Genomic DNA, 20,918 nt, shown 5'->3' on the forward strand with positions numbered 1-20,918 from the left:
CCGCCGGCCGGTTATCGTGGGTGGCATGCCTACCCGATTCGGTGCCGACCGGGCCTGGGGTGAGCGGGCCGCAGCGCCGTTGCGGCGGCTCGCCGGGCGGGGCGCCCAGCCGACCGAGCGCGAACTGGTCGCGCTGCGTGACGGGCTGATGCGACGCGACGAGACCGCGGCCGCGCTCGTGCGTGCGGTGCGTGACGATCCCGCGCTCACCATCAGAGACCTGCACCGGGCGCTCGCCGCAGGGATCGACGCCGACGTGCCCGAGCCGGTGAAGGTGTTCTTCGACGCCGTCCGGGAGCGTCCGTCCTGGGTGGACGATCGGCTGCTGGCGCGCGGGGCGCAGGCCTGCCGGGCGTACGGGATGGATGCCGGCCTGGTCCTCGCCTACGGTTCCCTTCTCGGGGGTTATCGCACCGCGGCGGCGCTGGAGCCGCTCGTGCGCACCGGGCGGCTCACCGGCGGCGAGACGCTGCGCCGCATCAAGGAGACGTCGATCTGGTGGCGCGCGGTGACCGCGCCCGGCGGGCTTGACACGGACGGTGAAGGGTTCCGGCTCTCGCTGCACGTCCGCGTCATGCACGCGCTGGTCAACGAGCGGCTGGCCGCCGATCCCGGCTGGGACTGGGACACCCGCGGCATGCCGATCAATCAATATGACCAGGCCAGCACCCTGGGCGTGTTCAGCACGAGCTTTCTGCTCCACTTGCGCCTATTAGGCGTACGCGTGACGCGCGGCGACGCGCGGGCGGTGATGCACCTCTGGTCCTATGTGGGCTGGCTGATGGGCGTCGACGAGCAGTGGCTCCCGCTCGACGAGCGCCGGGGGCGCCGCCTGCTGTACCACTTCCTCGCCTACGACCCGCCGCCCGACGGCAACAGCGTGGCGCTGGCCCGCGCGCTGATCGACATGAACGACGACGTGGCGGACGGGTGGCGGCGCGTCTACGAGCGCGAGCGGGCGCTGTCGGTGAGCACCTGGCTGCTCGGCCGCGCCGCGATGCGCGACCTGGGACTGCCGCCGCGGCTGCCGTGGTACGGGCTCGCCCGGGTGGCCGCCAATCTCGTTGTCAGCCAAGGGATCGGGCGGCTGCCGGGTGGCCGGTCGCTGCTCCTCGCTCGCGGCGAGCGCCAGGCCGCCGCTCAGTTCGCGCGCTGGGCTCATTGACCGGCAAGCTGCCGAAGTCCTGATCGGCCGGCGGGTCAGTGGCCACGGAAGGCTTCCTCCAGCCACCACGACGGGCGGATGGCGGTCACCTTCGCGTCGATGACCATGGGGGCGGTTCGCGGGCCGGCCGCCCACGCCGTCACCGGGGCGAGGTCTGACGCGTCGCGGACCGTCACGGCCTCGCAGCCGTAGCCGCGGGCAATAGCCGCCAGGTCGGTCTCGGGGAAGACGACGGTGTCGAGGGGGTGGCCGTGGGGGCCGAAATGGTGGACCTCGGCGCCGTAAGCGTTGTCGTTGTAGACGACGATCAGCATGCCCAGGGACAGGCGGCGGATGGTTTCCAGCTCGGCTATCGCCATCAGGAAACCTCCGTCGCCGCAGGCCGCGACGGGGAGACGGTCGGGTGAGGCCAGGGCGGCGCCCAGGGCGCTGGCGAGGCCGAGGCCGATCGACTGGAAGGCCTGGGTGAAGCAGAAACCGCGCTGGTCGGGTACGGAGAGGAACATCGACGGGTAGCCCATGAAGTTGCCGGAATCGACCGCGACCATCCGCTCGGCGGGAAGGATGTCGTCGAGGGCGATGGTCAGCGTCCGCGGGTCGATGTGGGTGTCGTCGCCGTCGTCGGCATAGGGGACGTCGCGCCAGCGAGACTCCGCGGCCAGCCGTGAGCGCACCGCGGGCCGTCGATAACCCACGGTCGTGCCGGAGAGAGAGGCCAGGACGGCTCGGGCGGTGGCGGCCACATCCCCGACCACGCCGACGTCGATGCGGTGGTGGGCGCCCAGGGCGGACTCGTCGAGATCCACTTGCACGACCCGCGCCGACGGGGAGACCAGGGCGCCGTGGCGAGTCGTCCACATGTTCAGGGATGAGCCCCACGCGACCACGACGTCGGCCTCGGCGATCAGGGCGGCCGCGAGCGGGGTGGCGAAACCGCCCGAGACGTCGAGGGCCCACGGGTCGCCGGCGAACAGTCCCTTGGCCGCCGCCGAGGTGGCCGGCAGGGCGCCACAGCACGACGCGAGGGCCGACAGTTCGGCGCCGGCATCAACGGCGCCGCGACCGGCTATGAAGACCGGGCGGGCGGACGACGCCAGCAACTCGGCCACGGCCGCCACGGAGGAATCGGGGGGCGGCGGGCGGTCAACGGCGGGCGCGCCCGGAGGCGCGGCCAGCACGGCGGGGGCCGCCTGGACGTCCAGAGGCAGGTTCAGGACGACCGTGCGGCGCTCGGTCACGGCCACGTGCCACGCGCGGGCGGCATCTTCCACCGCCGTTTCGGGCGAACGGACCCGCAGCGGCGTGGCGCCCACGGCCTCGGCCAGCGCGGACTGGTCGACCCGGAAGTTGGAGCGGGGGGCGGTGGCCTCGGCGGCCAGAACCAGCATGGGGGTGCGGCTCTTCGCGGCCTCGGCGATGCCGGTCATCGCGTTGGTCAGGCCGCAACCCTGGTGGACGGTCACGATCGCGGGGCGGCCGCTCACCCGGGCGTAGGCATCGGCGGCCGTGGCGGCGCCGGACTCGTGGCGGGTGGCCACGAAGCGGGCGCCCGCGGCGAGCAAGGCGTTGGTCACGTGAAAGTTGCCGCTGCCCACGACGCCGAAGACGTGGTCGGCGCCCAGCTCGGCGAGGGTGGTGCCGACGGCCTCGGCTACGTTCATCTCTCGACTAGCGCGAGGACGCGGGTGGGGCTGCCGGAGCCACCGATGATCGGGAGCGGGGCGGCGATCACCACCGCGCCCGTGGGCGGGAGCAGGCGGAGGTTCTGCAGCTGGGTCAGGCCGTACTTGCCGGCGCCCAGGACGAAGGAGTGGCAGGGGAACGGCGGGTCGAAGGAGTGGGCGGCGCCGGCGTCGGTGCCGACCGTCTCGACCCCCACGCCGATCACGGGGGACTCGGCGGCCAGCCACTTGGCGGCCTCGACCGAGATGCCCGGGGTGTGCGGGCCGGTCTCGTCGGCGTTCAGGAACAGCTGCTGGTCGTTGGAGCGCGCGTCCCAGCCCGTACGCAGCAGGAGCCAGCCGCCCGCCGGGAGCGGGCCGTGATCGGTCTCCCATTTCCGCACGTCATCGACCGTGAGCAGGTAATCGGGGTCGGCGGCGACGCGGTCGGACACATCGATCACAACGGCCGGCGCGACGAGGCGCTGGGGGCGGATCTGGGAGACGTCGTCGCCGTCCTGCGCGGTCACCCAGTGGATGGGTGCGTCGAGGTGGGTGCCGGTGTGCTCGCCGGTGTGGATGTTGTTCCAGTACCAGGCCGGCCCGCGGTCGTCGTAGCGGCTGATCTCCTCGAGGCTGAACGTGATCGTGTCGGCGAACGGGGGCGGCAGCTTGAGGATCGGGGTCTCGCTGGACAGCGGCGCCGTGAGGTCGATGACCTCGATCGTTCCGGCGCTGATTCCGGACACCAGATCCGACAGGACGCTCATCGACCCTCCACGTGATCGTCGCCACACGACAGAAGGAGCCTAAGGCCAACCAGCGGCAAATCGACAGAACTCTCCCCGAGGAGTGCGCCCGGACGGCACTATGTCGCATGAGGACCGAAGGAGGCCGACGATGACCAGTTCCGTGGCGTCCGTGCCGGACACCGCCTTCCTGAACGCCGACGACATGCCGGGTCAGATCAAGGGAACCCCCGAGCGGCTCCCGGACGGGGAACGGCCGCTGCCGCGGTTCTGCGGCGCCGCCTACGAGCAGACCGACCGGATCACCTCGCGCGCCACGTTCCGGCTGCGCTACACCAGCGCGGGCGCCCCGCCCGAGTCCACCCCCAAGGCCGAGGTCTACCAGGACATCCTCGTCTACCGCGACGCGGGCGCCGGCGCGTTCATGACCGCGCTGCGGGCCGCGGTGACCGGCTGCGCGTCGCAGAACGACGACGCCGGCGTGCCGGTGGCCAACTTCCTGCGGGGCGACATCGGCGCCGGCGACGAGTCCGCGCTGCTCGAGCATGCCCGGCCGACCACCGACGACGAGGGCAATCCGGCCGGCGACGGCTCGGTGCAGAGCAGGTTCTGCGCGGTGGTACGGGTCGGCGACGCGATCGCGTTCCTGGCCGTGGTGGGCTGGGAGTCCTCCTCGGCCGACCGCGGCGACACCGTGGCGCTGGGAAGAAAAGCGGCCGAGCGGCTGGCGGCCTGGAGGGCATGAAGAGCGGCTGGCGGCCTGGAGGGCATGAAGAGCGGCTGGCGGCCTGGAGGGCTCAGACAGCCGCGGGCAGGCCGGCCGAGCTGAACGCCCGCCCGTCGTCGGTGACGACCGCCGACTCGTACCCGTCGGTGGCGAGCTTCGCCAGCCAGGTCAGGCCGGGCTCGCCCATGGCGAGCGCCGCCGTCGCGTACGCGTCGGCCAGCGCCAGGTCGGGCCCCACCACGGTCACCGACCGTAATCCGTGGGCCGGTTGGCCCGTACGCGGATTGATCACGTGATCGCCGCGCTCGTACGTTCCCGAGGTGGCGATCGCCCCGTCGGTCATCGCCAGCACCCAGCTGACCTTGTCGGCCTCCCAGGGGTGCCGGATGCCGACCCGCCAGGGGCCGCCGTCCGGGTGGTTGCCACGCATCCGGATGTCGCCGCCCGCGTTGATGTAGTGGCTGGTGGAACCGGCCGCGAGCAGCAGCGACGACGCCACCTCGACCGACCAGCCCTTCACATACCCGGACGGATCGAGCGGGCCCCCGGCGTACGCGTCGAAGTAGCCGTCGGTGTCTCGCCAGAGATCGGCGCAGACGGCCAGGACGTGGCGCAGGTCGTCGGAGCAGTCGGCGGCGGTCACCTCGCCGCGGCGCATCCGGCTGACCTCGCTGTCGGCCTTGTAGGTGGAGAACCGTGCGTCGACCGCGTGGAGCCAGTCGCACACCTCGCCGATGAGGGCGGCGAGCGGGGCCGCGGGACGGTCATCGGCGAGCTCGATGCTGACGGCCGTACCCATGACCTGCTCGACGTGGCGCACGAACGGTGACCCTACGCCTTGGCGGAGTCCAAAGCCGATTGCAGCGATTGCTGGTAGGCCTGGGTGGTGTAGGTCGCGCCGGAGACCGCGTCGACCTTGGCGCTCTGCACCTTGAGCGTCGACTGCTTGAGGGCCGCGATCGCGGGCGGGTTGATCGTCGCGCTGTTGCCGGTGACCGGGTAGGTCGCGTCGGCCGCGGTGATCTTCCCGTCCTCGATCTTGATGGAGACCTGGATGGCGCCGTACGGGTAGGCCGTGTTCTTGCCCTTGAAGACGCCGTCCTTGAGGCCGCTCTTGTTGGCCTCCTTGGTCGGCTCGGCGGATTTCTTGCCGGACGGCTTCTTGGAGGCGGAGCCCGTCGGCTTCGGCGACGGGTTGTCGACCAGATTGACCTGGGGCGGCGCGGCGGCGGGCGGCGCCGGCGGCTGGACGCTGAGGCGCACCCCCACGATGAGGGCGGCGCCGGTCAGCGTCCCGACGGCGGCTGCGGTACTGCGTCGCATCTCTCCTCCGAAATACCCGACATGTCCGAAAATTAGAACTCGAATGGATCCAGGTGCAGCTGGCTGTCCGGAACGTCGAGCTCCCGCAGAGTGCTGACGGCCGCTTCGACAAGACCCGGGGGGCCACACAGATAGACGTCACGACGCGAGACATCCGGCACGAGACCCAGCAGGCCGTTGGGCGTGAAGAGACGCCGCGGCCCGGGATCGTTACGCGACCCCACGATGTACCGGACCCACGCGTCACGACGCTCGGCCAGCTCCTCGAGCTCTCCCCGGAACACCAGCTCATCGGGCCGCGAAGCCCGGTAGATCACGATCGTGTCCGGCGGCATGTCCTCGAGCAGGGCCCGGATGGGCGCGATGCCGCTGCCACCCGCGATCAGCAAGGCCCGGCGACGCGTACGCCGCTGGGCCGTGAACACGCCGAACGGCCCCTCCGCCCACACCGGCGTCCCCGGCTTCATCAGGCCCAGCCGCTGGGTGTGCCCGCCCACCGCGGTCACCGTCAGCCGCAACCACTCCGAGTTGGGCGCGGCCGACAGCGAGAACGGGTGCGACTGCCACCACCCGTTGCGGGTCAGGAACCGCCACCGCATGAACTGCCCCGCCTGGGCCGGCAGCTTCTCCAGGTTCTTCCCGTCGATGTAGATCGAGAACGTGTTGGTGGCGCCCTCGGCCACCACCTCGGCGACCTCGAAGCGGTGCCGGATGTTCAGCCAGAGCGGCTCGACCAGCCGCCCCCAGACCAGCGCCGAGATCACCAGCGCGGTCAGCGCCGGCCAGAAGACCGAAGCGAACCGGCCGCTCAGGTCGGCGCCGGAGGCGACCTGGTGGCCGTACCCGAGCAGGAGCACCAGATAGCCGGTGAGGTGGATCAGGTACCAGAGCTCGTACGGAAGCTTGTTCCGCGCCGCCCGGATCGAGATCAGGCTGATCACGACGAGGATCACCGTCGCCGCGACCGCCTTGAGCATGTCGGGGAACGTGGTGACGATCGTCCAGGTCTGGTCGACGACCCCCGTGTCGGCGGTGAGCGCGTAGCCGTACGCGATGAAGACGATGTGGGCGAGCACCGAGACGACCAGGGTGGTGCCCAGCCAGCGGTGCCAGCGCAGCAGGTCACGCGCGCCGACCCACTCCTCGAGCCACGAGACCCGGCTCATCATGAGCAGCTGGATGAAGAGGATGTAGCCGCCGATCAGCCCGGTGATCCGGCCGGCCGCGAGCATCGCGGTGGCGGTGTCGTTGACCGCCCCGGCCTGCGTGTCGAAGAGCCAGAGCGAGACGCTGGTGGCCAGGCCCGAGAAGAACAACAGGATCGTGAGCAGGCGGTTTCCGCTGACCGCCTCGGCGGGCGGGCGGTCGTCGGGGATGGGCGGCTGCGCCGGGCCGGTCGCCTTCCAGCCGGTCGGGTCGGTCTGCGACTCGATCAGGATGTCGCTGCGGCGGAAGGCGTCCTCGTCGTCGAGATCACTGCGGCGGTAGGCGTCCTCGCCGTCGAGGCCGTCGTCGATGTAGCTGTCCCACGTCGGCGACCGGCGGTCGTCGATCTCGGGGATCTCGCGCACGTCGGAGGCCCGGTCATCGTGATCGTCCCGCCACGGGTCGATCGGCTCCGGCATCCGGGCGGAGTGGCGCGACTCCTCGTACCGGGCATGCTGCTCGACCGGCGATTTCTCCTCGTACTGGGAGTACTCCCCGCTCGGGTACTGGGAGAATTCGCCGCTCGGGTACTTGTCAGATTTATCCGGGCGAAGCGAGGCGAAGAACTCCGCGTCCTCCTCGCCCTGCGCATAGCGCTGTTCACGAGAGGTCTGGAACATCGGCGGTCCTTGCGCCATCGTCCTTCACCCGTCCAGCAATCGTCCCGCGGCGCCTGCCACCCCCTGCGGCCGGCGTGACGACCCGGTCTCGGGGAGCCGTCTGATGGAGATACGCAGCGGTCGTGAACATCGCTCAACGGGATCCGGAAAATATCTGCGGCACGCCTCGCGATAGCGTCGCGCCATGCGCGCCGACAACCCCGACCTGGTCACGGTGGTCGGCATCGGCGCCGGCGGGTGGTCAGACCTTGGTCGTACGGGTCAGAGCACGCTCGCCGGCGCACAGGTCGTGCTCGGCAGCGCGCGACAGCTGGAACTGCTGCCCGAGTCGGTGACCGCGTCGCTGGTTCCCTGGCCATCGCCCCTGCTCCCGGCGCTGCCCGGCCTGCTCGCCGCCCATGAGGGCAAGAGGATCTGCGTGCTGGCCAGCGGCGATCCGATGTTCCACGGGATCGGCGCCACCCTGGTGCGGTTGACGGGCATTGATCGCATACGGGTGATTCCGCACCCTTCATCGGCGTCCCTGGCCGCCGCCCGGATGGGGTGGCCGCTCGCCGCCGTCGACGTGGTCAGCCTGGTCACGGGCCCGGTCGACGCCGTCCGCCGCTACCTCAACCCGGGGCGGCGGGTGCTGGTGCTCTCGCGCGACGCGTCCACGCCCGCGGCCGTGGCGTCGGTGCTGACCTCGGCCGGGTACGGGTCGGCCCGGATCACCGTGTTGTCGCAGCTGGGCGGTGCCGACGAGGCGCTGGTGTCGGCGACGGCCGCCGATTGGTCGCTCGTGTGCGATCCGCTGAACGTGATCGCCGTCGAGTGCGGGGACGGGCCGCGCTTGTCCCTCGTGCCCGGGTTGCCGGATTCGGCGTACGAGACCGATGGGCAGCTCACCAAGCGTGAGGTGCGGGCGGTGACGATGGCGGCGCTCGCGCCGGTGCCCGGGGAGTTCCTCTGGGACGTGGGCGGGGGCTCGGGCAGCATCGGGATCGAGTGGATGCGCAGTCACCCTTCCTGCCGCGCCGTCACGCTGGAGTCCTCGCCCGCCCGCTGCGCAACGATCCGAACAAATGCCGCCATGCTCGGCGTTCCGGGCCTCGAGGTGATCGAGGGGCGCGCGCCCTCGGTTCTGGCCGGCCTCCCCACGCCCGACGCGGTGTTCATCGGCGGCGGTTTGACCGCTGAGGGCGTACTCGATGCGTGTTTGTCATCTTTGCGCCCAGGCGGTCGCCTGGTGGCGAACGCCGTGACCGTCGAATCCGAGGCCTTGATCGCCGCCGCCTACGCCCGGCTGGGCGGTTCGTTGACGCGCCTGACGGTGAGCAGGGGCTCGCCGGTGGGCGGCTTCACGGGGTGGAGAACGATGATGCCGGTGACGATCTGGTCGGTGACGACGTGACAGTGCACTTCATCGGCGCCGGCCCCGGCGCCGCCGACCTCATCACCGTCCGCGGCCGGCGGCTGATCGAGTCCTCCCCGGTCTGCCTGTACGCCGGCAGCCTGGTCCCCGCCGAGCTGCTGGAGGCCTGCCCTCCCGGCGCGCGCCTGGTGGACACCGCCGGCCTCGACCTCGACCAGATCCTCGCCGAGCTGACCGCCGCGCACGCCGCCGGCCTGGACGTGGCCCGCCTGCACTCGGGCGACCCGTCGGTCTTCAGCGCGATCGCCGAGCAGATGCGCCGCCTCGACGCCGCCGGCATCCCCTACGACGTGACCCCCGGCGTGCCCGCCTTCGCCGCCGCGGCGGCCTCACTCGCCCGCGAGCTGACGGTCCCCGGCGTGGCCCAGACCGTGATCCTGACCCGCACCGCCGAGCGGGCCACCGCCATGCCCGACGGCGAAGATCTGGCGACGCTCTCCGCCAGCCGCTCGACGATGGTCCTGCACCTGGCGGTCCAGCGCATCGAGGCGGTCGTGGCCGAGCTGCTGCCCTCGTACGGCCCCGACTGCCCGGTGGCGGTGGTGGCCCGCGCGTCCCGCGCCGACGAGGAGATCGTGCGCGGCACCCTCGCCGACATCGCCGCCACGGTGCAGGAGGCCGGCATCCGCCGCACCGCGGTCATCGTCGTCGGCCCGGCCCTGACCGCCGCCCAGTTCCCCGACAGCCACCTCTACTCGACGACCCGATGCCGCCCCTGACGGTTCTCATCCTCGGCGGCACCACCGAGGGCCGCGCGCTGGCGGCCGCGCTCACCGGCTGCACGGTGATCAGCTCGCTGGCCGGTCGGACGACATCGCCCCTGCTCCCCCGCGGCGAGGTGCGCATCGGCGGCTTCGGCGGCGTCGAGGGCCTCGCCTGGTTTGTGGCGGAACGAGGTGTCGACATCGTCGTCGACGCCACCCACCCCTTCGCGGAACGGATCAGCGCCAACGCCGCCGCGGCCGCCGCCATCGCGCGGGTGCCGCTGCTGCAGTTCCGGCGGCCCGGATGGGTCGAGCAGGCGGGCGACGACTGGCGCCGCGTCCCCGATCTGGCGCGGGCCGCCGCGCTCCTCCCCCGCCTCGGCGAACGCGTCTTCCTGACCACGGGGCGGCAGGGGATCGCGGAATTCGCCGAGGTGGACGAGTGCTGGTTCCTGGCCCGCTCGGTCGAGCCGCCGGCGCCGCCCATGCCGAAACGGCTCGACGTGCTGCTCTACCGTGGCCCGTTCACCGTCGGCGGCGAGCTGCGACTCATCCGCGACCACCGGATCGACGTGCTGGTCAGCAAGGACAGCGGCGGCGCCGACGCCAAGCTGGTGGCCGCCCGCGAGCTGGGGATTCCGGTGGTGCTGGTCGACCGCCCCGCCCCGCCGCCCGCCACCGCGACCGCCGGCACGGTGCAGGAGGCCGTGACCTGGCTCGAGAGCCGGCCCTAGCCGGGCCGCCGACCACCCAGGGCGGGTGATGCCGCCGCCGCCGGAACGGACGAGGCTGGCCGGATCCGATAAGGCGCGACATGGGAGGTCTGATCATGATCGGCGGGAGAACTGCTGTGAAGACACGTCTGTTCGCTCTTGTCCTGATGCTCGGCTTCGTCGTGGCCGCGCCCGGCGCGTCGGCCGTGGCATCCGCGGAGACCCGGCAGAACCCGTACCCGATCAGTTGGAAGCCGTGCCCGGACCGGCCGGACTCCCAATGCGGCACCGTGCGGGTGCCGCTGGACTGGGCCCGCCCGCAGGGCGAAAAGATCACGTTGTCGCTCGCCCGCCATCTCGCCACCGATCCCGCCCGCCGCGTCGGCGCGCTGTTCGTCAACCCCGGCGGGCCCGGCGGCGAAGGCGCGGGGGTCGCCGCCAACGCCGACCTGATCTTCTCCCCCGAGCTCGTGGCGCGCTTCGACGTCGTCGGCATCGACCCGCGGGGCATCGCGGGCAGCGTCCCCATCTCCTGCCGCATCCCGGACCCGCAGCCCGGCTACACCCTGTTCCCGCGTACGGAGGCGCAGTTCGCGCAGATGGTCCGGTACAACCGGGCTCTCGGCCGGGGCTGTCTGGAGCAGACCGGCCCGCTGCTCGGCCACGTCGACACCGTCAGCGTCGCCCGCGACCACGAGGCGGTGCGGATCGGACTGGGCGAGCGGACGTTCAACTGGCTGGGCCTGTCCTACGGCACCCAGATCGGCGCCAACTACGCGGAGCTCTTCCCGGGTCGGGTCCGGGCCATGGTGTTCGACGGCGCCCTCGACCACAGCGCGTCGAGCGTGGGCCTGCTGGCCGACGAGATCGCCACCGTCGAGGACGCGTTCAACCGGTTCGCCGAGTGGTGCCGCACCACATCGACCTGTGCGATGGCGGGACAGGACGTGGCCCGCGCCTATGACGAGATCGTCGCGCGCGCCGACGCCTCGCCGATCCCGGTAGCGGGCGCGGACCATCCGGTCACCGGCGAGGACATCCGGATGCGCACCCCGTCCTACCTGGAGTTCAAGGAGCCGACCGTGTTCGGCCCGGTCTCCGGCTGGGTCGCTCTGGGCGCCGCGATCCGCGACACGCTGGCCGGCGACGCGTCGGCGTTCGCCATGCCGCCGCTGCAGAGCCCGACCGAGGACATCTTCGGCTCGCTCGCGGTCGTCTGCCAGGACTACGCGCTCGAGGTGCGCACCTTCGCGGACATGCAGCGTCGCATCCAGCTCGGCCGGTACCTGGCGCCGCACCTGCAGGGCGGGAGCCAGAGCTGGCTGATCAATCGTTGCATCGGCTGGCCACTGCCGCCGTCGAACCCGTCCCGCGCTCTGAACGTGCACGGTGTGCCCCCGGTGCTGATCGTCAACGCGACCCACGACGCGAACACCACCTACAAGTGGGCGCACGTCGTCGCCGGGCAGATCCGCGGCAGCGTGGTCTTCACCCGGGTCGGCGACGGCCACACCTCGTACCTCGTCTCGCCGTGCGCCCGGGCGGTCATCGACCGCTACCTGATCGATCGAGCGCTGCCGGGGCCGGACCAGGTCTGCACCGATTGAGCAGCCCGGACCTCCGCCGCCCGGATCTCCGCCGCCCGGACCTCCGCCGCCCGGGCCCCGGAGACGCCGAGGTTGCGGTACTCGCCCGGGGCCAGGGCCAGCACCAGGCGCTCGGGCCAGGTTCGTGTCGGACAGCCGTCGACCGGGTCGCCCCGGTGGACGGCGATGCTGTCGCCCAGCACGGCGATACGGCGCCAGGCCTTGTCTTCGGTCATGCGGCGGACCGTAGGCGGCCTGTCTGGAGACTTTCTGGCAGGTCGTACAGTCCAGGGCGTGACCGACGTCCGGTTGCGGTTGCTGGGACCGGTCGAGCTGCACGTCGACGGCCGGGACGTGCCGCTGGGCCCGGCACGCCAGCGTACGGTCCTGGCCGCCCTCGCGGTCGACGCCGGACGCCCCGTACAGATCGACACGCTCGTCGATCGGGTGTGGGGCTTCACGCCGCCCGACCACGTGCGCGGCGTGGTCTACAGCTACGTCAACCGGCTGCGGCGGGCTCTGCGGGCGGCCCGCGGCCGGGTGGCGCTGGCCCGGCGATCGGGCGGGTACGCCCTCGAGATCGACCCCTCGTGCGTCGACCTCCTCCTCTTCGACCGGTTGGCCCGGGGCGGTTCCCTCGAAGAGCTCGACGCGGCGCTCGCTCTGTGGCGCGGCCCGGCGCTGGCCGACCTCTCCGGCGAGTGGGTGTCGCGCACCCGCGACGTGCTCGCGCAGCGGCGGCTGGACACGACGGCCGACTGGGCGCGGGCGCAGCTCGCGGCGGGGCCGGCCGAGGTGGTGATCGACGTGCTGCGGCCGCTGGTCGAGGAGCACCCGCTGGTCGAGCCGCTGGCCGCGTTGTTCATCGAGGCGCTGCACCGGCAGGGCCGCAGCGCCGAAGCCCTCGATCGATGGGCGGCCGTGCGGCGGCACCTCGTCGCCGAGCTTGGCGCGGAGCCCGGGCCGCAGCTGCGGGCGCTGCACCAGGCCCTGCTGCGCCCGGCCACGTCCGCGCCGAACTCCCTGCCGGCCGACACCCCCGCCTTCACCGGCCGGCATCGCGAGATCGCCCGTCTCCTGCGGGCCGGGCCGGGCGTGCAAGCCATCGCGGGCATGCCGGGGGTGGGCAAGACCGCCCTGGCGGTGCACGTGGCGCACCGGCTCCGGGACGCCTTCCCCGACGGGCAGGTCTTCGTCAACCTGCACGGCCACACCGCCGGCCGCGACGCCGCCGACCCCGCCGACGTGCTCGCCACCTTGCTCACCGCGGACGGGCTCGACCCACGGCGGCTGCCGTCCGGTGTGGAGGCCCGGTCGGCGCTGTGGCGGTCACGACTGGCGGGCCGGCGGGCGCTGATCGTGCTGGACAACGCGGTCGACAGCGCCCAGGTGGCCCCGCTGCTGCCGGCGGCCGCGGGCTGCCTGGTGCTGGTCACGAGCCGGCGCTTCCTGGGCGACCTGCCCGCTGACGCCGTGCCGGTGTCGCTCGACGTGCTCGCCGCCGACGAGGCCGGCGCGATGTTCCGCCGGCTCGCGCCCGCGCCGGCGGACGACCCCACCGAGCTGGTGGCGGCCTGCGGCCATCTTCCGCTGGCGGTCGCCCTGCTGGCCCGGCTGCTGCGCCGGCACCCCGGCTGGACCGTGGCCGACCTGCTGCGCGAGACCCGCGAACGGCTCCTCGACGTGACGGCCGAGCATGCCAGCATCGCGGCCGCCTTCGATCTGTCGTACCGGCACCTGCCCGCGACCCGGCAGCGCTTCTTCCGCCTCCTGGCCCGGCACCCGGGCACCGAGCTCGAGCCGCACGCCGCCGCCGCGCTGGCCGGCGTGCCGGTCGCTTCGGCGGTCACCGAGCTGGACGCGCTGCACGCCGACAACCTGCTCACCGAAGTGGGCCGGCGCCGGTACACGATGCACGATCTGATCCGGTCCTACGGTAGTGGGCGCTTGCCCACTTCAAGTGGGCAAGCGCCCACTCGGGCGCCGTCCGATCCGGACGGTGCGGCCACCGCCCGCCTGCTCGACTTCTACGCGGCGACCGCGGCCACCGCGAACGCCCGCCTCGCCCGCCTGACCCGCCCCGGGCCGCGACCCCTCCCCCAGGAGATCGAGCACGCGGAGATCGAGCCCGCCGGGATCGAGCCGCTGGCCTGGCTGCGCACCGAACGAGCCAACCTCCTGGCCTGCCTCGCCGCGACCGGCGAGCCCGCGAGGATCGTGGCTCTCACCGCCGGGATGGCGGAGCTGCTGCGCCGGGACGGGCCGTGGAGCGTGGCGCTGACCCGGCACGCCGACGCGGCCGGGCACGCGACCGGCGTCGAGCGGGCCAACGCGCTCGTCGATCTGGCCACCGTGCGACGGCTCACCGGCGACTACCCGGGCGCCGCACGCGACGCGCGCGAGGCGCTGGCCGGCTACCGCTCGCTGGGCAATCGGCTCGGTGCGGCCAATGCGCTGACCGTCCTGGCCAAGGCGCTGTCCCGGGCCGCCGGCTACACCGAGTCGATGCCGGTCATCGCGCAGGCTCTCGACGTCTACCGATCGCTCGGCGACCGGCCCGGTGAGGCCGGCGCCCTCGTCGAGCTGGCGATCGCCCGCGGCATGACCTCCGACTTCCGCGGCGCGCAGGACCTTCTCAGCCAGGCCCTCGGCCACTACCGCTCATTGGGCGACCGGCCCGGCGAGGCGTACGCGTTGCGCCTGCTCGGTATCACGCGCGGCCGGTTCGGCGACTTCGCCGGCGCGCGGGAGCTGCTGACCGACGCGCTGGATCTCTATCGCCGTCTGGGCGGGCGCCTCGGCGAGGCGCTCACCCTCAACGATCTGGGCCGGGCGGCCGCCGGGTTCGGTGACTATCCGTCGGCCGTCAGCTCGCTGCGCGCCGCCCTGCGCAGCCACCGCCGCCTGGACCACCCGGTGGGCCAGTCGACCGCGCTGCACTACCTGGGCGCGGCCCTGCGCCGCTCCGGCGACCTGGCCGGCGCCTCGACCGCCCTCCAGGAGGCGCTCGCGCTCGATCGCGAGATCCACAACCGGAGCGGCGAGGCCATGGTCCTCAACGAGCTGGGCGCCCTGCATCGGCTCACCGGCGACGTCGAGCGTGCGCTGACCGCCCATCGCGAGGCCCTGGCCCTGGCCGACCAGGTCTCCAGCCCGTTCGATCGCGCCCTCTCCCTGGCCGGCTTCGGCCGGTGCGCGGTGGCCCGGGGACGGCGCCGCGAAGGGGCGGCCCAGCTACGCACCGCGCTGGGGATCCTCCGCCGCATCGACGCGGCCGAGGCGACGGAGGTGGCGGCCGACCTCGCCGCGCTGTCCTGAGAGCCGTGCCAGAAATCCTCAAGGTTGCCGTCGCACGCTGCGGCCGGGAAACCTGCCACGCGACGGAGGATCACATGACCGAGCTTTCGTACGCCCACGGGACGTCCGCCGAACCGTTGCTCGCGGACACCATCGGGGCTCAGCTCCGGCTCACCGCCGACCGGCTCGGCGACCGGGAGGCGCTGGTGGACGTGCCGAGCGGCGCCCGGTGGACCTATCGCGAGCTCGACGATCGGGTCGACCGGCTGGCCCGCGCGCTGCTCGGACTGGGCGTCACCAAGGGGGACCGGGTCGGGATCTGGGCGCCCAACTGCCCCGAGTGGGTGCTGGTGCAGTACGCCACGGCCCGGATCGGGGCCATTCTGGTCAACATCAACCCCGCTTACCGTACGCATGAATTGCGTTATGTCCTGCGGCAATCCGGAGTCGGTCTGCTCGTCGCCGCCGAGACGTTCCGGACCTCCGACTACCGGGCGATGATCCGCGAAGTCCGGCCGGACTGCCCGAGCCTGTCCACCGTGGTCTTCCTCGGCGCCGACTGGAACGCCCTTCTCGACCGGGCCGGCCTCGACCGGGCCGGCCTCGACGGGGCCGGCCTCGACGGGGCCGGCCTCGACGGGGCCGGCCTCGACCGGGCCGGCGGAGCTTCCGGCCCCGATCCGGAGCTCTCCCCGGACGACCCGATCAACATCCAGTACACGTCGGGGACGACCGGCTTCCCCAAGGGCGCGACCCTCTCGCACCACAGCATCCTCAACAACGCGTACTTCGTGGGGCGGCGGCAAGGCTGGTCGGCGGCCGACCGGGTCTGCGTGCCGGTGCCGTTCTACCACTGCTTCGGCAACGTGGTCGGCACCCTCGCGGCGATGACGCACGGCGCTTGCATGGTGATTCCCGCGCCGTCGTTCGACGCGCGGGCCACGCTCGCCGCGGTCGAGCGCGAGCATTGCACCGTCCTCTATGGAGTGCCGACGATGTTCATCGCCGAGCTCGAGCTCACCGGTTTCGACCTGTCCAGCCTGCGCACCGGCGTGATGGCCGGGTCGCCCTGCCCGGTGGAGGTGATGAAGCGGGTCGTCGCCGACATGGGCATGACCGAGGTGACGATCTGCTACGGCATGACCGAGACGTCACCGGTGGCCACGCAGAGCCGCCCGGACGACGACCTGAAGCGGCGGGTGACCACGGTCGGCACCCCGCTCCCGCACGTCGAGGTGAAGATCGTCGATCCGGTGACCGGGCTGACCGTCCCGCGCGGGGAGCCCGGCGAGTTCTGCACGCGCGGCTACTCGGTGATGCTCGGCTACTGGGACATGCCCGAGCGCACCGCCGAGGTGATCGACGCGGCCCGCTGGATGCACACCGGCGACCTGGCCGTGATGAGCGCGGACGGGTACCTCAACATCGTCGGCCGCATCAAGGACGTGGTGATCCGCGGTGGCGAGAACGTCTACCCCACCGAGGTCGAGGAGTTCCTGCACACCCATCCCGGCATCCTCGACGTCCAGGTGATCGGCGTCCCCGACGACCGGTACGGCGAGGAGGTGATGGCCTGGGTGATCCCCCGGGACGGCGCCGAGCCCCCGACGGCCACGGCGCTGCGCGACTTCTGCGCCGGGCGCCTCGCCTCCTACAAGATCCCCCGCTACGTGAAGGCGGTGGACGCGTTCCCGCTCACCGTGACCGGAAAGGTCCGGAAGACCGAGATGCGGGAACAGTCGATCCGTGAGCTCGGCCTGGAGGCGGCCGCGGCGACCGCCACCGCCTGAACCGTCCGGACTGACGCGGGGTATTCACCAACGCCACTGCCGAACGCACAGAGAGGAGCACATCGATGAATCCACGCTGGAGCCGCCGCGCCGGCGCGGGGCTCGCCGCGGCGGGCGGCGCCACGGCGCTAGTCATGCTGGTCGCCTCACCCGCGACGGCCAGCCCGTTGTTCTGTGGCGCGGGACGCGGCCTGACCGCGCAGGTCGCGGTGCAGGGCGCGGTCGACGACGCGCAGAGCTCCGCACAGTCCGAGGGGTTCTACGGGCCGTGCGCCCTGTCCGGGGAACCGCAGATCTTCGAAGTGTTCGACGACCCCTATTTCGGTCACCTCTTCCGCGCCCAGGTCACCGTGACCTGCCAGGCGTAGCCCTCGTCAGGACCCGTCCGATCGGCGACCGGCCGGACGGGTCCGCCGGTCGGTCAGCCGTATGCGGCCGGCGACCGCGTCCGTGCCGTCGGGGAGGCCGGTCACCCGCACCAGCACGACCGGCAGGCCGTAGGAGGGGAAGGCGTCGGCGAGCGCGACCGAGCGGGCCAGGACCTCCGGCGCGGGGTGCGGCACGGTGGGCGCGGCCACGATTCCGGCCTGGAGGTCGATCACGACCAGCGCGGTCTTGGGGTCGAGAGTGGTGACGGTCATGCGGGGGCGCCTTTCTTGTCGGCGGCCGCGCCGAGGCGGCGCAGCGAGGGGTCGGCGAGGACCAGGACCAGGAGCAGAGAAGCGACGACGATCAGGAAGATGGCCAGGTCGTGCAGGCCGGCGGTGTCGGCGCCGTGCTTGAAGAACATGCCGGTGGCGGCCGACGAGACCATCGCGCCGAGGTACGAGAACGTGCGCAGCAGCCCAGCCGAGGCGCCCATCCGGTCGGCGTCGGCCTGGAAGTACACGGCGTTCTGGTTGGCCAGGCTGTTGAGGCCCTGCGGCAGGCCGAAGATGAGCGAGATGACCACCGGGATCCAGAGCGCGCTGGCCGAGTTGAGCACGAGCATCAGGGCGCACGCGACGACCTGGCTGACGGCGCCGACCAGGAGCTTGCCGCGGAACTCGGCGCGCCGGCCGGTGACTGCGGAGACGCCGATCGCGACCAGCGACATCGGGAGCAGGATCAGGCCGGCATGCGAGGCGCTGAGGCCGCGGCCCGCCTCGAGCCACTGGGTGAAGCCGTACAGGTACGCGTACGCGATCGTCTGTGCGAGCAGCGCCCGGAAGTACGTCGCGATGAGCGGCGCGTTGCCCCCGAACACCCGCACGTCGAGGAAGGGATCGGCGTACCGCCGCTCGCGCCACCCGAACCCGGCCGCGAGGCCTGCGGCGAGCGGCAACAGCCAGATCAGCCTCACCGCGGGGTCCATCAGGAAGATCATCATCGCGGTCAGCGTGCCCGCGAACAGCCCGATGCCCAGGAAGTCGAGCCGGTGCGGGAACGATGTGCCGCCGTCGGCGCGGGGCAGCAGGATCGCGCCGAGCACGAGGCACAGCACCGCCAGCGGGATGTTCACCGCGAACAGCGCCCGCCAGCCGGCCGCGCCGATCAGCAGGCCGCCGAAGGTCGGGCCGATCACCACGATGGTCTGCGCCGAGACCGACAGCGCGGTGAGCACGCCGCCGGGCTTCTCGACCCCGGAGCGGCGGATCAGATACATCGCCGCGGGGTAGCCCGCGCAGGTGCCGAGGCCGAGCAGGACCCGGGCCAGCACCAGCACGCCGAGCGTGGGGGCGAGCGAGCCGATGATGCCCGCGATGCCGACCAGCGTGGCGCCGGCCAGGTAGAGCTTGCGGGCGCCGTACCGGTCGACGAGCCGGCCGACGACCGGCTGGCCGGTGGCCGTGGCCAGGTAGAGGCCGGAGACGAGCCAGGCGGTCTCGGCGGGCAGCGCGTGGAACGCGAGCCCGATCGGGACGAGCGCCACGGCCAGCGTCGACGAGTTGATCGGATTGAGGATGGCCCCGAGGACCATCGGGAGGATCAAGCGGCGGTCGAAGGTGCGGGCCGGCGAGACCGCGACGGCTGTGGTCACTTCTCCGCCAGCCGGTCGAGCAGGGCGAGCGCGGCCAGGATCGTCTGCCGCTCCGGTTCGGTGAAGTCGGTGGCGAGCGCGTGGGCCATCCACTCCTCGCGCTCGCGCCGGGTGCCCTCGACGAACTCGACGCCGGCCTCGCTCAGCGAGATCAGCTGCCGGCGGCCGTCGTGCGGGTCGGGGGTGCGCCGGAGATAGCCGTGCTGCTCGATGGCGCCGAGGGTGGCGGCCATCGACTGCGGCCGGACCCGCTCGGCCGCCGCCAACTCGCTCGCCGTGGCCGGGCCGCCCTTGGACAGCCGGCTGAGCACCGACGTCTGTGAGGGGGTCAGGTCGCCCACGTCGGCGACCTCGCGGAACCGGCGGCGCAGGCGGCTGACCACCGCCCGCAGCTCGCCGGCCACCCTGATCGCCGAGGCCGGGGTCTCTGTCATGGTTCAACGGTAAAACTATTCAGTTCAGACTGCCAAGTTTTGACTGACTGATCACTGACCTGACTGATCACTGACCTGACCAATCACTGACCTGACCAATCACTGACCTGACCAATCACTGGCCCAGCAGCCACCGGTGCGGCGCGGCCAGCTTGCGGGCCTTCGCCGGTCCCCACGAGCCCGGCTCGTAGGAGATCGGCCGCGGCGGCGTGTCCAGCAGCGGCTTGACCGCCTTCCAGGCGGCCGACAAGCCGTCCGGGCGGGTGAAGAGCGCGCGGTCACCCTCCAGCACGTCGTGGATCAATCGCGCGTACGGCGGGAGCGGATCCGCCTCGGGAAGTTGCGCCAGCGGCAGCGAGACCGAGGCCGGCTCGAGGTTCTCGGCGATGCCGGGCTTCTTCGCCAGCAGCGCGAGATCGACCTCGCCGTCGCCGGCCAGCGAGAACGACAGCACGTTCGCCTGCGGCGGCAGTTTCCGGAAAGGTTTCGCGGGCGTGCGCAGAACCAGGCTGACCCGCTGCTCGCTCGCGGCCATCCGCTTGCCCGTACGCAGCAGGAAGGGGACGCCGCGCCAGCGCGGCGAGTCGATCCACAGCTTGGCCGCCACGTAGGTGTCGGTGCGCGACCGCGCGCCGACCCCCTTGATCGCCCGGTAGCCGGCGAACTGCCCGATCACGGCCTCGGCCGGGTCGATCGGGCGAAACTTGCGAATCACCGTTTCGCGTGCCGCCTGCAGATCGGCCGCGCCGAGCGACGCCGGCGGCTCCATCGCCACCTCGGCCGCCACCTGGAAGAGGTGGGTGACCAGCATGTCGAGCACCGCGCCGGTGGCGTCGTAGAACACCGCCCGGTTCGCGACGCCCAGCGTCTCGGGCACGTCGATCTGCACGCTTTCCACGTGCTCGCGGCTCCAGATCGCGGCGAACGCCTGGTTCGCGAAGCGCATGGCGTGCAGCTGCTGGGTCGCCTCCTTGCCGAGAAAGTGGTCGATCCGGTAGACCTGCGACTCGTCCAGCACCGCGTGCACCTGCCGGTTCAGCGTGCGGAACTCGGCCGGCGACGTGCCGAACGGCTTTTCGTAGACGACCCGCGACCCCTTGGCGAGCCCGTGCACACCCAGCGCCTTGGTGAGCTCGGGAAACGCCACCGGCGGCACGGCGAGGTAATGGACGAGCTGCGCGTTCCGGCCGGCCTCGCCGCGCGCCTCCTCGATCACGTCGAGCAGGCTCCCCGGCGAGTCGGAATTGAAGCCGCCGCCGGCGAAGCGCAGCCGCTTGGCGAACTTCTGCCACGGACCCTTGGCCGGCGGAGTTTCCGAAAATTCAGACAAGCTTTCGCGTACGCGAGCCCGAAAGTTCTCGTGCGACACGTCGCCACGGCCGTTGCCGACCAGGATCCAGTCCTTGGGGAGCAGGCCCTCGTTGGCGAGGGTCCAGAACGCCGGCAGCACCATCCTGGCGGCCAGGTCGCCGGTGGCGCCGAAGAGCACGAACACGGTCATGACCGGGG

19 protein-coding genes are annotated in these 20,918 nt (G+C 72.3%); 9 read left to right on the forward strand and 10 right to left on the reverse strand.

What is annotated here, in order from left to right; translation table 11 throughout:
* Positions 1–25: 25 nt before the first annotated feature.
* On the forward strand, positions 26–1,165 hold the full coding sequence (locus ACIA5D_RS26855; protein WP_396032964.1) for an oxygenase MpaB family protein: 1,140 nt from the start codon (positions 26–28) through the stop codon (positions 1,163–1,165).
* A 35-nt stretch (positions 1,166–1,200) separates the two neighbouring features.
* Here the strand turns inward: ACIA5D_RS26855 and ACIA5D_RS26860 are convergent, their stop codons facing one another.
* Positions 1,201–2,826 (reverse strand): thiamine pyrophosphate-binding protein, encoded by a 1,626-nt coding sequence (locus ACIA5D_RS26860; protein ID WP_396032965.1) that lies wholly within the window; start codon positions 2,824–2,826, stop codon positions 1,201–1,203.
* The gene (locus tag ACIA5D_RS26865) at positions 2,823–3,596 is read right to left on the reverse strand and encodes a cyclase family protein (protein ID WP_396032966.1); all 774 of its coding nucleotides are present in this window, start codon (positions 3,594–3,596) and stop codon (positions 2,823–2,825) included. Before ACIA5D_RS26865 ends, ACIA5D_RS26860 begins: the two co-directional genes overlap by 4 nt.
* Positions 3,597–3,726: 130 nt before the next feature.
* Between ACIA5D_RS26865 and ACIA5D_RS26870 the strand changes: the two genes are divergently transcribed.
* Entirely contained in the window at positions 3,727–4,320 is a 594-nt protein-coding gene (locus ACIA5D_RS26870) for a hypothetical protein (protein WP_396032967.1), read from the forward strand.
* A 52-nt stretch (positions 4,321–4,372) separates the two neighbouring features.
* Here ACIA5D_RS26870 and ACIA5D_RS26875 read toward each other — a convergent pair whose 3' ends face one another.
* Genes ACIA5D_RS26875 through ACIA5D_RS26885 form a run of 3 tightly spaced genes read right to left on the reverse strand, consistent with a single transcriptional unit; the run spans position 4,373 to position 7,451 of the window.
* A complete protein-coding gene (locus ACIA5D_RS26875; RefSeq protein WP_396033086.1) occupies positions 4,373–5,101 on the reverse strand; it encodes an FAD:protein FMN transferase in 729 nt (242 codons plus the stop codon).
* 32 nt (positions 5,102–5,133) lie between these two features.
* Positions 5,134–5,625: an FMN-binding protein gene (locus ACIA5D_RS26880; RefSeq protein ID WP_396032969.1), complete on the reverse strand. Its 492-nt coding sequence runs from the start codon at positions 5,623–5,625 to the stop codon at positions 5,134–5,136.
* Between the two features lie 32 nt (positions 5,626–5,657).
* Entirely contained in the window at positions 5,658–7,451 is a 1,794-nt protein-coding gene (locus ACIA5D_RS26885; RefSeq protein ID WP_396032970.1) for a ferric reductase-like transmembrane domain-containing protein, read from the reverse strand.
* Between the two features lie 184 nt (positions 7,452–7,635).
* Between ACIA5D_RS26885 and cbiE the strand changes: the two genes are divergently transcribed.
* The 4 genes from cbiE to ACIA5D_RS26905 all read left to right on the forward strand — a co-directional run bounded on the left by cbiE (position 7,636) and on the right by ACIA5D_RS26905 (position 11,889).
* Positions 7,636–8,844 carry a precorrin-6y C5,15-methyltransferase (decarboxylating) subunit CbiE gene (cbiE, locus tag ACIA5D_RS26890; protein WP_396032971.1) on the forward strand — a complete coding sequence of 403 codons (1,209 nt, stop codon included), beginning with the start codon at positions 7,636–7,638 and terminating at the stop codon, positions 8,842–8,844.
* Complete coding sequence (cobM, locus tag ACIA5D_RS26895; RefSeq protein WP_396032972.1) at positions 8,841–9,584, forward strand: precorrin-4 C(11)-methyltransferase; 744 nt, start codon at positions 8,841–8,843, stop codon at positions 9,582–9,584. Before cbiE ends, cobM begins: the two co-directional genes overlap by 4 nt.
* Positions 9,572–10,303, forward strand: a complete 732-nt coding sequence (locus ACIA5D_RS26900) for a cobalt-precorrin-6A reductase (protein WP_396032973.1) — start codon at positions 9,572–9,574, stop codon at positions 10,301–10,303. Before cobM ends, ACIA5D_RS26900 begins: the two co-directional genes overlap by 13 nt.
* Positions 10,304–10,419: 116 nt before the next feature.
* Positions 10,420–11,889 carry an alpha/beta hydrolase gene (locus ACIA5D_RS26905; protein ID WP_396032974.1) on the forward strand — a complete coding sequence of 490 codons (1,470 nt, stop codon included), beginning with the start codon at positions 10,420–10,422 and terminating at the stop codon, positions 11,887–11,889.
* Here the strand turns inward: ACIA5D_RS26905 and ACIA5D_RS26910 are convergent.
* Positions 11,838–12,104 (reverse strand): hypothetical protein, encoded by a 267-nt coding sequence (locus tag ACIA5D_RS26910; protein WP_396032975.1) that lies wholly within the window; start codon positions 12,102–12,104, stop codon positions 11,838–11,840. The two genes, ACIA5D_RS26905 and ACIA5D_RS26910, sit on opposite strands and share 52 nt — an antisense overlap.
* Before the next feature lie 58 nt (positions 12,105–12,162).
* Between ACIA5D_RS26910 and ACIA5D_RS26915 the strand changes: the two genes are divergently transcribed.
* The 3 genes from ACIA5D_RS26915 (at position 12,163) to ACIA5D_RS26925 (ending at position 17,323) form a co-directional block, all read left to right on the forward strand.
* Positions 12,163–15,186, forward strand: coding sequence for a tetratricopeptide repeat protein (locus tag ACIA5D_RS26915; RefSeq protein WP_396032976.1), 3,024 nt, complete (start codon positions 12,163–12,165; stop codon positions 15,184–15,186).
* A 74-nt stretch (positions 15,187–15,260) separates the two neighbouring features.
* A complete protein-coding gene (locus ACIA5D_RS26920; RefSeq protein WP_396032977.1) occupies positions 15,261–16,955 on the forward strand; it encodes an AMP-binding protein in 1,695 nt (564 codons plus the stop codon).
* A 65-nt stretch (positions 16,956–17,020) separates the two neighbouring features.
* Positions 17,021–17,323 carry a hypothetical protein gene (locus ACIA5D_RS26925; protein ID WP_396032978.1) on the forward strand — a complete coding sequence of 101 codons (303 nt, stop codon included), beginning with the start codon at positions 17,021–17,023 and terminating at the stop codon, positions 17,321–17,323.
* Positions 17,324–17,329: 6 nt separating this feature from the next.
* On the opposite strand, the gene ACIA5D_RS26930 is transcribed toward ACIA5D_RS26925, so the two are convergent.
* The 4 genes from ACIA5D_RS26930 to ACIA5D_RS26945 form a co-directional block, all read right to left on the reverse strand.
* Positions 17,330–17,596 (reverse strand): isochorismatase family protein, encoded by a 267-nt coding sequence (locus ACIA5D_RS26930; RefSeq protein ID WP_396032979.1) that lies wholly within the window; start codon positions 17,594–17,596, stop codon positions 17,330–17,332.
* Positions 17,593–18,975 carry an MFS transporter gene (locus ACIA5D_RS26935; protein WP_396032980.1) on the reverse strand — a complete coding sequence of 461 codons (1,383 nt, stop codon included), beginning with the start codon at positions 18,973–18,975 and terminating at the stop codon, positions 17,593–17,595. The genes ACIA5D_RS26930 and ACIA5D_RS26935 overlap by 4 nt, the downstream gene beginning before the upstream one ends.
* Complete coding sequence (locus ACIA5D_RS26940) at positions 18,972–19,409, reverse strand: MarR family winged helix-turn-helix transcriptional regulator (RefSeq protein ID WP_396032982.1); 438 nt, start codon at positions 19,407–19,409, stop codon at positions 18,972–18,974. The genes ACIA5D_RS26935 and ACIA5D_RS26940 overlap by 4 nt, the downstream gene beginning before the upstream one ends.
* 115 nt (positions 19,410–19,524) lie before the next feature.
* A complete protein-coding gene (locus ACIA5D_RS26945; RefSeq protein ID WP_396032983.1) occupies positions 19,525–20,910 on the reverse strand; it encodes a glucose-6-phosphate dehydrogenase (NADP(+)) in 1,386 nt (461 codons plus the stop codon).
* Positions 20,911–20,918: the final 8 nt, after the last annotated feature.

The sequence above is a fragment of the Actinoplanes sp. NPDC051513 genome (assembly GCF_044454685.1).
Lineage (GTDB): Bacteria > Actinomycetota > Actinomycetes > Mycobacteriales > Micromonosporaceae > Actinoplanes.

Bases quoted from the DNA above. Each gene is read 5' to 3' on its own strand.
- ACIA5D_RS26855 (WP_396032964.1), top strand. From the start codon at position 26: ATGCCTACCCGATTCGGTGCCGACCGGGCCTGGGGTGAGCGGGCCGCA.
- ACIA5D_RS26875 (WP_396033086.1), bottom strand. From the start codon at position 5,101: ATGGGTACGGCCGTCAGCATCGAGCTCGCCGATGACCGTCCCGCGGCC.
- ACIA5D_RS26920 (WP_396032977.1), top strand. From the start codon at position 15,261: ATGACCGAGCTTTCGTACGCCCACGGGACGTCCGCCGAACCGTTGCTC.
- ACIA5D_RS26930 (WP_396032979.1), bottom strand. From the start codon at position 17,596: ATGACCGTCACCACTCTCGACCCCAAGACCGCGCTGGTCGTGATCGAC.
- ACIA5D_RS26910 (WP_396032975.1), bottom strand. From the start codon at position 12,104: ATGACCGAAGACAAGGCCTGGCGCCGTATCGCCGTGCTGGGCGACAGC.
- ACIA5D_RS26870 (WP_396032967.1), top strand. From the start codon at position 3,727: ATGACCAGTTCCGTGGCGTCCGTGCCGGACACCGCCTTCCTGAACGCC.
- ACIA5D_RS26860 (WP_396032965.1), bottom strand. From the start codon at position 2,826: ATGAACGTAGCCGAGGCCGTCGGCACCACCCTCGCCGAGCTGGGCGCC.
- ACIA5D_RS26880 (WP_396032969.1), bottom strand. From the start codon at position 5,625: ATGCGACGCAGTACCGCAGCCGCCGTCGGGACGCTGACCGGCGCCGCC.
- cbiE (WP_396032971.1), top strand. From the start codon at position 7,636: ATGCGCGCCGACAACCCCGACCTGGTCACGGTGGTCGGCATCGGCGCC.
- ACIA5D_RS26885 (WP_396032970.1), bottom strand. From the start codon at position 7,451: ATGTTCCAGACCTCTCGTGAACAGCGCTATGCGCAGGGCGAGGAGGAC.
- ACIA5D_RS26945 (WP_396032983.1), bottom strand. From the start codon at position 20,910: ATGACCGTGTTCGTGCTCTTCGGCGCCACCGGCGACCTGGCCGCCAGG.
- ACIA5D_RS26900 (WP_396032973.1), top strand. From the start codon at position 9,572: ATGCCGCCCCTGACGGTTCTCATCCTCGGCGGCACCACCGAGGGCCGC.
- ACIA5D_RS26925 (WP_396032978.1), top strand. From the start codon at position 17,021: ATGAATCCACGCTGGAGCCGCCGCGCCGGCGCGGGGCTCGCCGCGGCG.
- ACIA5D_RS26865 (WP_396032966.1), bottom strand. From the start codon at position 3,596: ATGAGCGTCCTGTCGGATCTGGTGTCCGGAATCAGCGCCGGAACGATC.
- ACIA5D_RS26940 (WP_396032982.1), bottom strand. From the start codon at position 19,409: ATGACAGAGACCCCGGCCTCGGCGATCAGGGTGGCCGGCGAGCTGCGG.